This is a genomic window from Aeromonas sp. 600774 (genome assembly GCF_049175075.1).
GTDB lineage: Bacteria > Pseudomonadota > Gammaproteobacteria > Enterobacterales > Aeromonadaceae > Aeromonas > Aeromonas veronii_A.
Genome location: NZ_JAAKUJ010000002.1, coordinates 75,128 through 90,065, shown reverse-complemented (window position 1 = coordinate 90,065; position 14,938 = coordinate 75,128). Strand labels below are relative to the sequence as shown.

The window sequence follows — 14,938 nt, the reverse complement described above, 5'->3', positions numbered from 1 at the left end:
GCCGCCCCGGCACCGCGTGAGGAACAGGCATGATGAACGCCCAACCGGTTGGTCTGAAAAAGACCCTGAAACTGTGGCAGGTCGTGGTCATGGGTCTTGCCTACCTCACCCCCATGGCAGTGTTCGACACCTTCGGCATCGTTACTGAGATCACCGAAGGCCATGTCCCTACCGCCTACCTCTTTGCCCTGATCGGCATGCTGTTCACCGCCCTGAGCTACGGCCATCTGGTACGCAAGTTCCCGTCGGCAGGCTCCGCCTATACCTATGCCCAGAAGGTGTTCCACCCCTATGTCGGCTTTATGGTGGGCTGGACCTCCCTGCTCGACTATATGTTCATGCCGATGATCAACATGCTGCTGGCCAAGATCTATCTGCAGGCGCTCTTCCCGAACGTAGAGCCCTGGACCTATATCTTCGGTCTGGCGGCGGTGATGACCGCCCTCAACCTGCGCGGCATCAAGCTGGTGGCCAACTTCAACAGCGTCATCGTCATCATGCAGTTCAGCATCATCGCCGTCTTTATCGGCCTGATCGCCTGGGGCGTGCACAATGGCGAGGGGCTCGGCACCGTGGCCAGCAGCCGTCCCTTCTTCTCCGAGCAGATCAACATCTCGCCGCTGCTGATGGGGGCCTCGATCCTCTGTCTGTCGTTCCTCGGCTTTGATGCCATCAGCACCCTGTCGGAAGAGACCCCTGACGCGGATCGGGTTATCCCCCGCGCCATCGTGCTGACGGCACTGATCGGCGGTGTGCTGTTTGTCACCACCTCCTACTTCCTGCAGCTCTTCTTCCCGGACATCTCCCGCTTCCAGCATCCGGATGCGGTGCTGCCGGAGATCGCCCTCTATGTCGGTGGCAAGCTGTTCCAGGCGGTGGTGCTGGTCTGCACCACAGTGGCGGTACTCGCCTCCGGGCTCGCCTCCCACGCCGGCGTATCGCGCCTGCTCTATGTGATGGGACGGGATCGCGCTCTGCCGAGCCGCTTCTTCTCCTATGTGCATCCGAAGTGGCAGACCCCGGCCTGCAATGTGCTGCTGGTCGGCCTGCTCGCCCTCTCCGCCGTCTCGTTCGATCTGGAGATGGCGCTGGCCCTGATCAACTTCGGCGCGCTGGTGGCCTTCACCTTCGTCAATCTGGCGGTGATTGCCCACTTCTATGTGAAGCTCGGTCGCAACAAGAGTCTCAAGGATCATCTGGTCTATCTGCTGCTGCCGCTCTGTGGCGCCGCCTGCATCGGGGTGCTGTGGCTCAACCTTGAGCCCTCCTCCTTCGAGTTGGGTCTGATCTGGGCTGCGCTCGGTGCCATCTACCTCTTCCTGCGCCTGACGGTGTTCCGCATTCCGCTGCGCACCAGCGAGGAGATGGCGCAATAAGCCAGCCGCGCGGATAAAACGATAAAGGAGCCTGCGGGCTCCTTGTTTTTACTCTGTCATGCTGATTGTTTAGCGCGTTGCTCTCCGTTTTAACGCTTTGCGGTTGCTCTCCTTCACCGCGCTGGCGCTCCCCTGATCTGCTGTGTGTGATGCGGTTATGGCCGCCACCTTTTGATAGCCACGCATGTTTTGCCATTGCGCTTTTTGCTGAAAATGTGACTGATTTCAAATCGGCGCCCACCACTATTGCCCTCCGTGATTTTGATCCGACTCAGTAAACCACTTTTACCAGTCATTTTAATGACTAAATATGCAACTGCTATTTTCTCCCACCAACCCCCTTATTCCCGCCAGCAAAGCCCCCAGGAGGTTGGGCTACAGTCCGGGGAATGGCGGCAAATATGATCAGGATCAATCTTGAGGCGCAATGCGCCCTGCAGGGACAATCAGGACAAATTTCGAACAGCATGAAAATAGTGCGTCGCCCCCCTCTATGCCCCCGTAAAGAGGGGGGCGGCACGGGGTCGGCCACAGGGGGCGAGTGACCACTTACCTTCGCTGCGCTTATGCAAAAAAATGCGATATTGAGCCGATTATTGCTTGTCAAGGGGGAATCCCGAATGCACAATACGCCGCCAATAAAGGACCGATGTTCACTGCGACATCGGTTTTTGTATTTTGAAGAGCAGTGCAAACCCACCACAAGAGGCCGGAAACGTTCCGGAAGTGATACCCGAGATTGCCAACAATCTCCCGACGTTAATGAGGAAAAACATGGGGCGTTTCAATGCTTTCCTGCCGGCTAATACCGGTTTGCGCCTCCCCGGCGCCTTTGATCTGCAGGCCTGCGAATCCACCGCAATCCTGTACTCGTTGCAAGCACGTGCTGCGGCACTGATTGAGGAGAAAGCGTAATGGCATCTCAAGGCGCCAAGCTGCTCAAAACCCTGACCCTGACCCAAGTGATCGTCATGGGTTTGGCCTACCTGACCCCCATGGCTGTATTCGATACCTTCGCCATCGTCGGTGACATCACCGAAGGCCGGGTCGCCACTGCCTATCTGCTGGCCCTCGGCGGCATCCTGCTGACCGCCTTCAGCTACGGCCATCTGGTGCGCAAGTTCCCCTCTGCGGGCTCTGCCTATACCTACGCCCAGAAAGTGTTCAACCCCTACATCGGTTTCATGGTCGGCTGGTCCTCCCTGCTCGACTACATGTTCATGCCGATGATCAACATCCTGCTGGCCAAGATCTACCTGACCGCCATGTTTCCGGGCGTCGAGCCCTGGGTCTTCATCTTCGGTCTGGTGACCGTGATGACCTTCCTCAACCTGCGCGGCATCAACCTGGTGGCCAACTTCAATGGCCTCATCGTGGTGATCCAGCTGGCCATCATCACCATCTTCATCGGTCTGATGGCATGGGGCATCTATCACGGCGAAGGCGCCGGCACCCTGATGAGCAGCCGTCCGTTCCACTTCGAGTCAGCACAACTGGTGCCGCTCTTCACCGGTGCAACCATCCTCTGCTTCTCGTTTCTGGGCTTTGACGGTCTCAGCTCTCTCTCCGAAGAGACTCCGAACGCCGGCAAGGTGATCCCCAAGGCGATCGTGCTGACGGCTCTTATCGGCGGCATCATCTTCGTGGTGGTCTCCTACTGCCTGCAGCTCTACTTCCCGAGCCTCTCCCGCTTCCAGCATCCGGATGCGGTACTGCCGGAGATCGCCCTCTACGTCGGCGGCACCTTCTTCCAGTCGGTAGTGCTGGTCTGCACCACGGTCGCGGTACTGGCCTCCGGCATGGCGGCTCACGCCGGTGTGTCGCGCATCCTCTACGTGATGGGTCGTGACCACATGATCCCGGAGCGGGTGTTTGGCTACATCCACCCGAAATACCGCACCCCGGCCATCAACGTGCTGATGGTGGGCGGTCTGGCCCTCTCCGCCGTGTCGTTTGATCTGGATACCGCACTGGCGCTGGTCAACTTCGGCGCACTGGTGGCGTTCAGCTTCGTCAACCTGTCGGTGATCGGTCAGTTCTGGGTGCGCGAGAAGCGCAACAAGACCCTCAAAGATCACGTCATCTACCTGTTGATGCCGTTGCTCGGTGCCGCCACCATCGGTGCGCTGTGGATCAACCTGGAGCAGAGCTCGCTGGAGCTGGGCCTGATCTGGGCGGGCCTCGGCGCAACCTATCTGTTCCTGCGTCTGGCGGTGTTCCGTATCCCGTTCCGTCAGTACGAAGAGGCGGCTGACGCCTGATCCTTTGCGGATAACGGATAGACAGAAGGGGAGCCATGGCTCCCCTTTTTGCTGCCGGTCTGTGGCCGGTCACACGGGCTTGGGCCCGGTCTGCTTACTGCTTATCCAGTACGGCGGTCGCCGCAGCCTTGAGCGGATCGCGAGCGATGCTCTTGGCATCCTGCTCCGCCTTGTGCAACTGCTGGTTTGCCTTGTCCATCTTCTGCTGCATACCGTTGCCGCTCTCCTTGAGGTCGGCACGCTTCTCGCCCAGCAGGTCGTTGCGGCCTTTTTGCACCTCAGCTTTCACCTTCTCTTTCTCCTGCTTCACCAGCTTGCTGGTATCACAGTTGCCCTTGACCCCCAGAGTGGCATTCACCGCTTCGTTTTTGAGGGCCTTGTCGAGGTTGCAGTCGGTTTTCAACAGGCTGGCCTGTGCCCCTGCCGAAAGCAGCCCCAGCGACAGAGAGAGGATCCATGCACGCATCATCTTGTTTACTCCTGCTTGCCAATAAAGGGGCGCAGTGTAGCGATCACATTCCGGCTGACAAGGCAGCAGTGCTTTCGTCCCCCCTTTTGCCACCCCAGAGCCAACCGGCTCGGTCAGCGCCTGTCGCCGCAGTTCGTCGTCATAAAAACATCATCGAAATGTCACGTTGTCATATTTCTGTCATTAACCATTGATTAAATGCGCGGGTCATCAACAACCCAAGACGGAACGACCGTCTCAAGAGGCTTTATGCAACACCATCACTCCTTGTCACAGCCGCCCGCGACCCGCGCCCTGTTCAACTGGATGAGTGTCATCGTACTGGTCTACCTGATCCTGGTTGCCGTGGGCGCCATCTCCCACGGCTTCAAAGATTTCTCCGGCGGCGCCGAGGGCGCAGCCCAGATCTTCGCCTTTGCCAACAACCCCTTTGTCGCCCTGCTGCTGGGTATTCTCGCTACCGCGCTGGTGCAATCCTCCAGCACCGTCACCTCGGTGATCGTCGGTCTGGTGGCTGGCGGCCTGCCCATCAGCATGGCCATCCCCATGGTGATGGGTGCCAACCTCGGCACCACCATCACCAACACCATTGTCTCCATGGGCCATGTGCGGGATCGCGCTGAGTTCCGCCGCGCTTTCGCCGCCGCCACCGTGCACGACTTCTTCAACCTGCTGGCGGTGTTCATCTTCCTGCCGCTGGAGCTGATGTTCGGCCTGCTGCAACATAGCGCCGAGTGGCTGGCCAACCTGCTGGTAGGCTCCGCCAACATGTCGATGAAGGGCATGGATTTCATGAAGCCGCTGACCGCACCGGCCCAGCAGCTGATTGACAGCGCCGTTGCCTTCCTGCCGGGCAAGGGCGCTGCCATCGCCACTATCATCATCGGTATCCTGCTGATCCTCGCCTGCGTCACGTATCTCGGCAAAGTGCTGCAACAGGTACTGGTTGGCCGCGCCAAAGAGGTGCTGCACAAGGCGCTGGGCCGTGGCCCGCTGACCGGCATCACCTCCGGTGCGCTGGTGACCATCATGGTGCAGTCCTCCTCCACCACCACCAGCCTGATGATCCCGCTGGCCGGCGGCGGCGTGTTCAGCACCCGTCAGCTCTACCCCTTCACCCTGGGGGCCAATATCGGTACCACCATCACCGCCCTGCTGGCTGCCACCGCCATCAGCGGAGCCGGTGCCCAGCTGGCCCTGACCATCGCGCTGGTCCACGTGCTGTTCAACCTCTTTGCCGTGGTCATCATCTATGGCATCCCCTTCCTGCGCGACCTGCCGCTGCGCGCCGCCGAGGGGCTGGCCCGGGTAGGCAGCGAGAACAAGCTGCTGGCTCTGGGTTATGTAACGGGTCTCTTCTTCGCCCTGCCCGCCCTGATGATGGTGGCCGCCAAGTAAGCGCCGCTGCCATGACAAGGGGCGAGTCACCGACTCGCCCCATTTTGCGTCCAGCTCGCCGGGCTTTGCCTGCCCGCTCACATCCTCCCGCCCTGTGGCTCGCCATCAGGGGCGGTGCGCGATAAGATGACGCCCTCATTGCACTTTTTACATTTCATGGAACAGGAAAAACCGATGAAATTCATACTGATCGCACTGCTCATCGCCGGTGTGGCCTACTACTTCTACTCCAGCAGCAATAACAAGAAGCTGGCGGCCGACAACGTGCGGATTGGCGCCGAGTTCCTCGCCAGCAACAAGGAGAAGCCGCTGGTGACCACCACCGCCTCCGGCCTGCAGTACGAAGTGCTGACCCCGGGCACAGGCACCGTTCACCCCACTGCCACCAGCAAGGTGAAGGTGCATTACGAGGGCAAGCTGCTGGACGGCACCGTCTTTGACAGCTCGGTCGCCCGTGGCGAGCCCATCGAGTTTGGCCTCAATCAGGTGATCGCTGGCTGGACCGAGGGGGTGCAGCTGATGGTGGAAGGTGAGAAGACCCGTTTCTACATCCCTGCCAACCTCGCCTACGGCGACCGCGCCGCTGGCAAAATCCCGCCGGGATCCGTCCTGATCTTCGACGTGGAACTGTTGGGTATCCAGTAACCGCGCAGGACGTTCCAGTGGCAATATCCCACTGAGCGTCAGTCCTGATCTTCGACGTGGAGCTGCTGGGTATCCAGTAAGCGCTCCGTCACGCTCCATCAACAACAAGGCCAGCATTATGCTGGCCTTGTTGTTATGGGAACCTTACTCCCCCTTGGCGATCCCTTCCCGGCGCGGATCCGCTGCACCAAACCAGCCACCGCCATTGCGCTCAACCCCCTGCAGGCCGGAGGTCTGCTCGTTCAGTACCACCTCATGTCCCCTCGCCTTCAATCCCTCGACCACCGACATGGGGGTGCGTCCCGCCTCCAGCTCGGTGGGGCCGTTGCGGCTGCCAAAGTTGGGCAGGTTGATGGCCTGTTGCAGGTTCAGACCCCAATCCTGGGTGCCGAGCAGGGTCTTGCCCACGTAGTTGATGATGGCGGAGCCCCCCGGCGAGCCCAGTGTCATGGTCAGCTCGCCGCTTGGCTTGTCAAACACCAGCAGGGGTGACATGGAGGAGCGGGGCCGCTTGCCCGGCTCCACCCGGTTTGCCACCGGCAGACCGGCGGCATCCACCGAGGTGAAGGAAAAATCGGTGAGCTGGTTGTTGAGCAGGTAGCCGTTGACCATCTGACGCGATCCGAAACCATCCTCGATGGAGCTGGTCATGGAGATGGCCATCCCCGCCTTGTCGACGATCGAGACATGGCTGGTGGAGGGGAGTTCGGGGGTCGCATCCTTGCCGCGTGCCAGCGCCAGTGGCGGCGTACCGGGCTTGGCAATCCCCATGGAGTGCTGACCGACAAGCTTGCCGCGCTCGGCCAGATAATCCTTGTTCAGCAGCCCCTTCACCGGCACGCTGACAAAATCGCTGTCGGCAACGTACTGGTTGCGATCGGCGAAGGCGAGACGCGCCGCTTCGCTGTAGAGGTGGATAGCCTCACTGGAGGCAGCCAGTCCCCCCTCCTTCGTGGTGATCGGCTTGAGGGCGGCCATATCGCGGCTCTCCAGCATGCCGAAAATCTGGCCGAGCGCCAGGGTGCCGGATGAGGGAGTGGGGAAACCGCAGATCTTGCTCTGGCGATAGTCAAAGCAGAGGCCATCCCGCAGTTTGGCCTGATAGCTGGCCAGATCGGTGGCCGCCAGTACCCCGGGATTGGTGGGATGCTGGCGAACTTTGGCCACCATAGCATCCGCCAGCGGCCCCTGATAGAAGGCATCCACCCCCTCTGTTGCCAGAGTGCGCAACACCTTAGCCAGCGCCGGGTTGTTCAGCCGGGTGCCTGCCGTTTTGGGGCTGCCATCCGCCTGATAGAAATAGGCACGGGCATCCGGGTCACGAGCCAGATAGGGATCCTTGGCCAGCAATGTGGCCAGCCGTGGACTTATTACAAATCCTTGTTCTGCCAGCGTGATGGCGGGCTCGAACAGCGCAGCCCAGGGCAACTTGCCATAACGCTGATGGGCCAGTGCCAGAGCGCGCAGGGTGCCGGGAACGCCGACCGAGCGGCCCCCCACCACCCCGTCATAAAACGCCAGCGACTTGCCATCTTGCATAAACAGCTGGTCGGTGGCGGCAGCCGGCGCCATCTCGCGGCCATCCACCGCACTCACCTTGCGGCCATCCCACACCAGCAGCAGCGTCCCGCCACCGATCCCGGAAGATTGCGGCTCCACCAGCGTCAACACCAACTGCACCGCAATGGCGGCATCGACAGCACTGCCACCGGCCTTGATGATCTGGTAGCCCGCATCCACCGCCAGCGGGTTGGCGGCCGCCACCATGAAATCATGGCCCTGCCAGCCCTGTTTGTCGGTCCAGCCACTGGCGGCTTCGGGTGCGATCAGGGTCTGGGCTGGCGGGGTGTAGTGAAAGCCGTTGTCACTGGCACAACCGGCCAGCAGGGCAAGGGCGACAGCCAGCCCCAGAGGTTTGCGCAACATGACACTCTCCTTGTCTGTTTTATGACCATGAAGAGGGACTATGTCACGATTGGCGCTGACAGCTCAAGTTATTGAACGAGATCAATATCTTACTCATCTATCAATAATGGCAATCCGCAATAGATATAAAAAAACCGCCCGAAGGCGGTTTTTACGATGGGATGGCAGAGGCCAAACAGGCGCAAGTCCGGTTAGATGGACTGCTCTTCGCCACCCAGGGCGGCAAACAGCGCCGGGATAAACTGGGACAGCTCGGAGGTCACCAGCGCGAAGTCCGCATCCAGACGGGCGGCCGGATCTTCGCTGGTGACATCGTCGTTCTGCTCGCGCAGCTCTTCGCTGAATTTCAGGCGTTTGATGGAGAGATCATCCCCCAGCACGAAGCTGACGGTCTCGCCCCAGTTGAGGGCCAGCTTGGTCACCAGCTTGTCGTTGGCCAGGTGGTTCTTGATTTCATCCGTCATCAGATCCTGCTGCTTGCAGCGGATGATGCCGCCGTGCTCCATGGCACTGCGCAGCTCGGCTTCGTCTTCCAGAGTGAAGGAGGCTGGCAGATTGCCCTCGTTCAGCCACTCGGTCATGGTGATCTCGGGCGGGTTCTTGAGGGCCACAGGCACCACCGGCAGGGAGCCGATGGATTTGCGCAACAGCGCCAGCAGATCGTCCGCCTTCTTGGCAGAACCTGCGTCCACCACCATCAAATTGTCGGCCGGATTGATCCAGGCGAAGGTCTGGCTGGTACGACTGAAGGCACGGGGCAGCAGGGTGTGGAGGATCTCCTCTTTCAGCGCTTCCTTCTCTTTCTTCTTGAGGGCGCGTCCCTGTTCGAACTCGATCGCCTCTACCTTCTCGGCCAGCATCTCCTTGACCACGGTACCGGGCAGCATCTTCTCTTCCTTGCGGGCGCAGATGAGGATGTGGCCGGAGGCAGAGTGGGTCAGGGTTGAGCCGAATTTGCCAAGGGGCTTGACCCACCCGAAACGGGAGATGTCCTGACTGCCGCAAGGGGTGAAGGCACAGGCTTCCAGCTGGGTTTCCAGCTGATCCACGGTCAGGTCAAAGGGGCGGGTAAAGCGATAAATCTGCAGGTTTTTAAACCACATGGCGTCCTCGGTCTCTAGATTGTCCGGCGGGCATTGTACTAGAGAGGCGCTTTGTGATCAGCCAATCATTCTCGCTAAATAAAGGGAGATCGACCTCACAGGGTCTCATTTATATCACCTGAGCGGCCGTCAAGTTCCCCTAGACTGCGAGTGTACAAGTTGTTACCAAGGATGGATTTATGTTGCGGCCCAGTCGCCCGGAAGATATGGAAGAGATCGTCGAAATCTGGCTGCTGGCCTCCCTGCAGGCCCACGATTTCGTCGATGCCTCCTGCTGGTGGCAGGCACAGGAGGATCTGCGTACCCGCTATCTCGAGCGTGCCGCCATCTGGGTGTTCGAGGAGCGCGGCGATCTGCTCGGCTTTATGGCGCTGGTGGACAACTTCCTCGCCGCCCTCTTTGTGCGTCCCGACCGTCAGGGTCGCGGCGTCGGCCACGCCCTGCTGCAGGAGGCCAAGCGTCAGGGGGCGTCGCTCCACGCCCGGGTCTTCGTCGAGAACGATCAGGCAGTACGTTTCTATCGTCGCCACGGTTTCGTCATCAAGGGTGAAGAGTCCGATCCTCTCACCGGTCACCCCCAGTACAAGATGTGCTGCGAACCCGCATGAACTGATGACAGCCCGCTGTTTTACTTGAAAAAAGCACGGGGCATCCTCATCTTGTCTCCATCGGGTGCCCCAGGCACCATCCCTGAAATCGGGCTGCTTTCCAATGAAAATCCTTCACACCGCCGACTGGCATCTTGGCCATCAACTGCATGGTCATGACCGCCGTTTTGAACACGATGCCTTCCTCTACTGGCTGAGCGACACCCTCAAGGCGCGCGAGATCGACGCCCTGTTGGTGGCAGGCGACCTGTTTGATACCGCCAATCCGCCCGCCAGCGCCTGGCAACAGCTCTACCGTTTTCTGGCGCGGCTGCGCGCCGAGATGCCCCACCTCAACATGGTGCTGATCGGCGGCAACCACGACTCCCCCTCCAAGCTGGATGCCCCCCACGAGCTGCTGCGCGCCTTTGAACTGCATCTGGTGGGCAGCATCAGCCGCGACAGTGAGGGCAAGCTCGAGACCGACCGTCTGCTGGTACCGCTGCAAGACCGGGAGGGCAACATTGCCGCCTGGTGCGCCGCCGTGCCGTTCCTGCGCAGCAGCGACTTGCGGGTGGAACAGCTGGCTGAGGGGCAGGACAGGCTGATCGAAGGGGTTCGACAGGTCTATGCCGAGGTGCTGGCCGAAGGGCGTGCTCGCTGCGGGGAGGAGCTGCCACTCATTGCCATGGGCCACGCCTATCTGGCGGCAGGCCAGCTCTCGGAGCTGTCGGAGCGGCGGGTGCTTGGTGGCAACCAGCACGCCCTGCCTGCCGAACTCTTTGCCGGTGCCGACTACACGGCGCTCGGCCACCTCCATCTGGCCCAGAGCCCGGCCGAGGGGGTGCACTACAGCGGCTCGCCGCTGCCGCTTTCGCTCGCCGAAGCCAACTACAACCACCAGGTGCTGGAAGTGACCTTTGCGGAGGGTAAACTGGCCGGGCTGGAGCGGATCCCGGTCCCCCGCGCGGTGGAGATGATCCGCCTGCCCCAGAGCAGCCTCGACGACGCACTCAAAGCCATCGCATCGCTCGAGCTGCCTGATTGTCCACAAGAAGCACAGCCTTTCCTCGAAGTACGGCTGCTGCTGCCCAAGCCCGAAGCCCGCATTCGCGAGCGCATTCTCGCCGCCATCGCCGACAAACCGGTGCGTCTGGCCCGCATCAGCACCCAGTATCAGGGCTCGGGGGAAGGGCTGGCCGATGGTCGCGAGCGGCGCAGGCTCGATGAGCTCTCCCCCACCGAGGTGTTTCGCCTCTGCTATCAGCGCCAGTTTGAAGGGGAGCCCGAGGCTGGGTTGGTCGCCTCGTTTGAAGAGATCCTGGAGCAGGTGAAGGAGTCAAACCAATGAAAATCTTGTCTCTGTCTGGTGAGAATCTGGCCAGTCTGACCGGCCCCTTCACCATCGACTTTACCAGGGGAGCGCTCGGCGCCGCCGGTCTGTTTGCCATCACCGGCAATACCGGCGCGGGCAAGAGCACATTGCTCGACGCCATTTGTCTGGCCTTATACGACGAGATGCCGCGCTTTATCGCCAATCGCAAGAACGTGGCCGAAGTGGGCCGTATGGATGATGAAGAGAAGCTCAAGGCCAACGACGTACGCGGCATCCTCAGTCGCGGCCACGCCAGCGGTTTTGCCGAGGTGCAGTTTCGCGGCTGCGATGGCCGCATCTGGCTGGCCCGCTGGGCGGTGCGCCGGGCGCGCAACCGCTCGGAGGGGCGCTTTCAGGCGCAGGAGCGCACCCTGACCGACGTCGAGTCTGGGCAGGTCTTCTCCGGCAGCAAACGGGAGCTGCAGGATCGCATCGACGAGCTGGTGGGCCTCTCCTGGGAGCAGTTCCGCCGCGCGGTGATCCTGCCGCAGGGGGAGTTTGCCGCCTTCCTCAAATCGGACGCCAACGAGCGCTCCGCCCTGCTCGAACGGATGACCGGCACCGAGCTCTACTCCGCCATCTCCATCCAGACCTATGAACGGGCGCGGGAAGAGCAGCAGAAGCTGGCCACCATTGCCCAGCGCCTCGGCGACGTAGAGCTGATGGACGAGGCCACCCGCGAACAGTGGGTGAGCCAGCAGGTGAGCCTCTCCACCACCCTCAAGCACGAGCAGCAGCAACAGCAGCTGATGCAGGACTTGCGCGACCTCAACAGCCGCATTGCCGCCCAGTTGCAGGGCTGCGCCGAGGGACAAGCAGCGCTCGATGCCGCCCTGCAGGCCCACGGCGCCGCCGCCCCCGAGCGCGACGAGTTTGCCCGCGCCGAGCAGGCTCAGGTGGCCCGCGCCGATCACAACGAGCTGGCCCGCCTCACCCTCGAAGTGCAGCAGCAGGAGAAGGTGATCGCCGAGCTGGGGCCGGAGCTGGCCAAGCTCGAGGCGCAGACCCAGCAGAGCGCGCTGACCGAACAGCAGCTGCTGGCGGAGAAGATCGCCGCCGAGCGGGAATGGGGCGCCCTGCAACCCGAACTCAAGCGGGCGCAGGAGCTCGATACCCGCATCCGGGAAAAAGTGCAGCAGTTGCAGAAGATCCAGCAGGAGGGGGCGCAGGAGCGGGAGGTCCAGCTCACTCTCGAACAGGGCTGGCGCGAGCAGAGCCGACAGGTAGAACTGCTCAAGCAGCAACACCAGCAGTGGGGGCTCTGGCTCGAAGAGCACAAGGAGCTGGCACCGGTTGCTCGCCAGTGGCAGCCCCTGCTCACCGCCATGCAGGATTGGGCCGAGGATGCCGACAAGCTACAACAGCTGCTCACCCTGCGGGATCACAAGCTGCGCGCCCTGCAACAGTTGCAGCGCCAGCTGGAGCAAGGTCAGCAGGAGCGCGACTACTGGCAACATGAACAAGCTCGGCTGCAACAGCAACAGAACGAGCTGCAGGAGCAGCAGTGGGAGAGCCGCCTCGCCAAGGCGCAGGAGCAGTGGCAGCAGCAAACCGAACAGCTGGGACAGCTGCGCCAGCTGCTGGAGCTGGCCGATTATGGCCGCAACCACGGCGAACAACATGGCCGCTTGCAGCAGGAGATTGCCCAGCTGGAGCAGGCCCTTGGCAAGCTCGCCACCCTAAGCGAAGAGCTGGCCCCCGCCCGCGAGCGGCTCGCCCTGCAGCGGGATGAGGCGCGCCATGCGCTGGAGCAGTCCCGCGCCATCGCCAGCTTCGAGCAGTATCGCCATATCCTGAGCGATGGAGAACCTTGCCCGCTCTGCGGCGCCGAGGAGCACCCCTACAGCCAGAGCCAGCCGCAGGTGGCGGGTATTCTCGGTCAGCTGGCGGAGCGGGCCAGAAGCCTCGAACTGGAGTGGGAGCGGCTCAACCACCAATACATTCAGTGCGAGAGCGAGCGTCAGGAGCTGGCTCGCCAGCTGGCAGTGCGCCAGCAGCACCTGCCGGAGCTGGAAGCGCGCGCCGAACAGCTGACCCAGCGCTGGCTGCAACTGGGAGGCGATACCCTGCTCGGCCATTCGCTGCCGCTGCGCCAAAGCCCCATTGAGTGGAACGAGCTGATGAGCACCCTGCTTGGCCGTGGCCAGGCGCTGGAGCAGGGGCTGGCCCAGAGCCAGCAGCAGCTGCGTCAGGCCCAGCTTGGCCAACAACAGCTGCAAGGGGTGCGTCAACAACTAAGCCAACTGGCTGCCCAGCACCAGCAGTTTGACCAGCAGTGGCAGGAGGCCGATCGCCAGCGCATCGCACTGGAAGGGGAAGTGAAAGGCATGGGTGAGCAGGAGGCGACCCTGCGCCAGCGCCTCGAACAGGGCGCCCACCGCCTCGATGAACAGATGGGCGGCCAACCCTGGCGCCAGTGGCTCGGCAGCCAGCAGTGGCACGAGTGGCAACGGACCTGCGAAGCCTGGCTGCACGGCCAGAGCGAGTGGGAGCGGCTGGCCAGCGAGATCGCCAGCCTCACCCCTGCCCTGAGCGCGCAGGAGGCGCGCCTGCAGACCCAGCGCGAGCTGCTGCACAAACTCGAGCGGGACTACAAGGAGCATGAGCAGCAGCGGCAGGGGCTGCTCACCAGCCGCGCCGCCTGTCTGAATGGCGAGGAGATCCCGCTGGTCGAGAGCAGCTGGCAACAGCGGCTGCAACAACTCGCCAGCGAACTGGAGCAGATGCAAAGCGGCGCCCGTGCTCTGCGGGAGCGGCAGACCGAGCTCAAGACCCGCCTCACCCATGTGGAGCAGGAAAAGCAGACCAGCAGCCGCCGCAAGCGGGAGGTACTAGGGCGCTGGGCAGCCCACGCCACTACCCTCGGCATCGCCGAGTACGACCTGCGCCGTCTGCTCGCCATCAGCCCCGATGAACTCAAGGCTCGCCGCACTGCCCTGCAAGGGTTGGAAGATGCCCTTGGCGAGGCGCGCACCCGCCTTGCCGAGCGGCAACGGGCGCTGGCACTGGAGGAGAGCAAGCGGGATCGCTATCGCGAGCACCACCCCGAGCTGGCCGCCCTGCCGGATGCAGAGCTGAGCGAGCAGCTGGTGGCGCTCGATGCCCGCTGCCGCGCCCTTGAAGAGCAGCTGTTCGAGTACAAGAGCAAGCTGGCACAGGCCGAAGCCGCCGCCCTCAAGGCGGGTAGCCTGCAACAGGAGCTGGCCGCCCAGCAGGCAGTGGCCGACCACTGGCAGCAGCTGTGCGATCTGATCGGGCAAGCCAACGGCGCCAAGTTCCGCACCTTCGCCCAGAGCCTCACCCTCGAGCGTCTGCTGCTGGAGGCCAACGCCCAGCTCGCCGAACTATCACCGCGCTACCGGCTGGAGCGGGTACCCGGCACCGATCTGGCGCTGCAGGTGGTGGATCTCGACATGGGGGACGAGGTGCGTTCGGTGGACTCCCTCTCCGGCGGCGAGAGTTTTCTGGTGTCGCTGGCGCTGGCGCTGGCCCTCTCCAGCCTCTCGTCGCGGCAGACCCAGGTCGAATCGCTGTTTATCGACGAGGGGTTTGGCACCCTGGATCCGGACAGCCTGGATCTGGCGCTCGCCAGCCTCGACTCCCTGCAGGCCGCCGGCCGCCAGATCGGAGTCATCTCCCACGTCCAGACGCTGGTGGAGCGGATTGGCGTGCAGATCAGGGTCGAAGCCCTCGGCGGCGGCGAGAGCCGGGTAGTGGTTCCCTGAGGGCCTTCGGCTCAATCACCACTACCATCGATCCACCACGCCGTAAATAACAAGACCCCGCCAATTGGCGGGG

The 14,938-nt window shown here is 62.3% G+C and carries 11 protein-coding genes; 8 read left to right on the top strand and 3 right to left on the bottom strand.

Annotation, left to right across the window (positions count from 1 at the left end; translation table 11 throughout):
• The first annotated feature begins 32 nt into the window (after positions 1–32).
• The 3 genes from G5171_RS03465 to G5171_RS03455 all read left to right on the top strand — a co-directional run bounded on the left by G5171_RS03465 (position 33) and on the right by G5171_RS03455 (position 3,637).
• On the top strand, positions 33–1,376 hold the full coding sequence (locus tag G5171_RS03465; protein WP_201909952.1) for an APC family permease: 1,344 nt from the start codon (positions 33–35) through the stop codon (positions 1,374–1,376).
• 678 nt (positions 1,377–2,054) lie between these two features.
• A complete protein-coding gene (locus G5171_RS03460; RefSeq protein WP_133164096.1) occupies positions 2,055–2,291 on the top strand; it encodes a hypothetical protein in 237 nt (78 codons plus the stop codon).
• Positions 2,291–3,637 (top strand): APC family permease, encoded by a 1,347-nt coding sequence (locus G5171_RS03455; protein WP_421250455.1) that lies wholly within the window; start codon positions 2,291–2,293, stop codon positions 3,635–3,637. The genes G5171_RS03460 and G5171_RS03455 overlap by 1 nt, the downstream gene beginning before the upstream one ends.
• A 94-nt stretch (positions 3,638–3,731) precedes the next feature.
• Here G5171_RS03455 and G5171_RS03450 read toward each other — a convergent pair whose 3' ends face one another.
• Positions 3,732–4,106, bottom strand: coding sequence for a hypothetical protein (locus G5171_RS03450; protein ID WP_227342259.1), 375 nt, complete (start codon positions 4,104–4,106; stop codon positions 3,732–3,734).
• Positions 4,107–4,355: 249 nt separating this feature from the next.
• Between G5171_RS03450 and G5171_RS03445 the strand changes: the two genes are divergently transcribed.
• A complete protein-coding gene (locus G5171_RS03445; RefSeq protein ID WP_421250456.1) occupies positions 4,356–5,504 on the top strand; it encodes a Na/Pi cotransporter family protein in 1,149 nt (382 codons plus the stop codon).
• Positions 5,505–5,678: 174 nt separating this feature from the next.
• Positions 5,679–6,149, top strand: coding sequence for an FKBP-type peptidyl-prolyl cis-trans isomerase (locus G5171_RS03440; RefSeq protein WP_005347462.1), 471 nt, complete (start codon positions 5,679–5,681; stop codon positions 6,147–6,149).
• A gap of 144 nt (positions 6,150–6,293) precedes the next feature.
• Here G5171_RS03440 and ggt read toward each other — a convergent pair whose 3' ends face one another.
• Positions 6,294–8,075, bottom strand: coding sequence for a gamma-glutamyltransferase (gene ggt, locus G5171_RS03435; protein ID WP_421250457.1), 1,782 nt, complete (start codon positions 8,073–8,075; stop codon positions 6,294–6,296).
• 191 nt (positions 8,076–8,266) lie between these two features.
• Positions 8,267–9,178: a recombination-associated protein RdgC gene (gene rdgC / locus G5171_RS03430; RefSeq protein ID WP_005350107.1), complete on the bottom strand. Its 912-nt coding sequence runs from the start codon at positions 9,176–9,178 to the stop codon at positions 8,267–8,269.
• 179 nt (positions 9,179–9,357) lie between these two features.
• Here rdgC and G5171_RS03425 point away from each other — a divergent pair, with 179 nt between their 5' ends.
• The 3 genes from G5171_RS03425 to G5171_RS03415 all read left to right on the top strand — a co-directional run bounded on the left by G5171_RS03425 (position 9,358) and on the right by G5171_RS03415 (position 14,865).
• Positions 9,358–9,786 carry a GNAT family N-acetyltransferase gene (locus tag G5171_RS03425; protein ID WP_164537427.1) on the top strand — a complete coding sequence of 143 codons (429 nt, stop codon included), beginning with the start codon at positions 9,358–9,360 and terminating at the stop codon, positions 9,784–9,786.
• A 103-nt stretch (positions 9,787–9,889) separates the two neighbouring features.
• Positions 9,890–11,116, top strand: coding sequence for an exonuclease SbcCD subunit D C-terminal domain-containing protein (locus tag G5171_RS03420; protein ID WP_421250459.1), 1,227 nt, complete (start codon positions 9,890–9,892; stop codon positions 11,114–11,116).
• The gene (locus G5171_RS03415) at positions 11,113–14,865 is read left to right on the top strand and encodes an AAA family ATPase (protein WP_421259825.1); all 3,753 of its coding nucleotides are present in this window, start codon (positions 11,113–11,115) and stop codon (positions 14,863–14,865) included. Before G5171_RS03420 ends, G5171_RS03415 begins: the two co-directional genes overlap by 4 nt.
• Positions 14,866–14,938 lie beyond the last annotated feature (73 nt).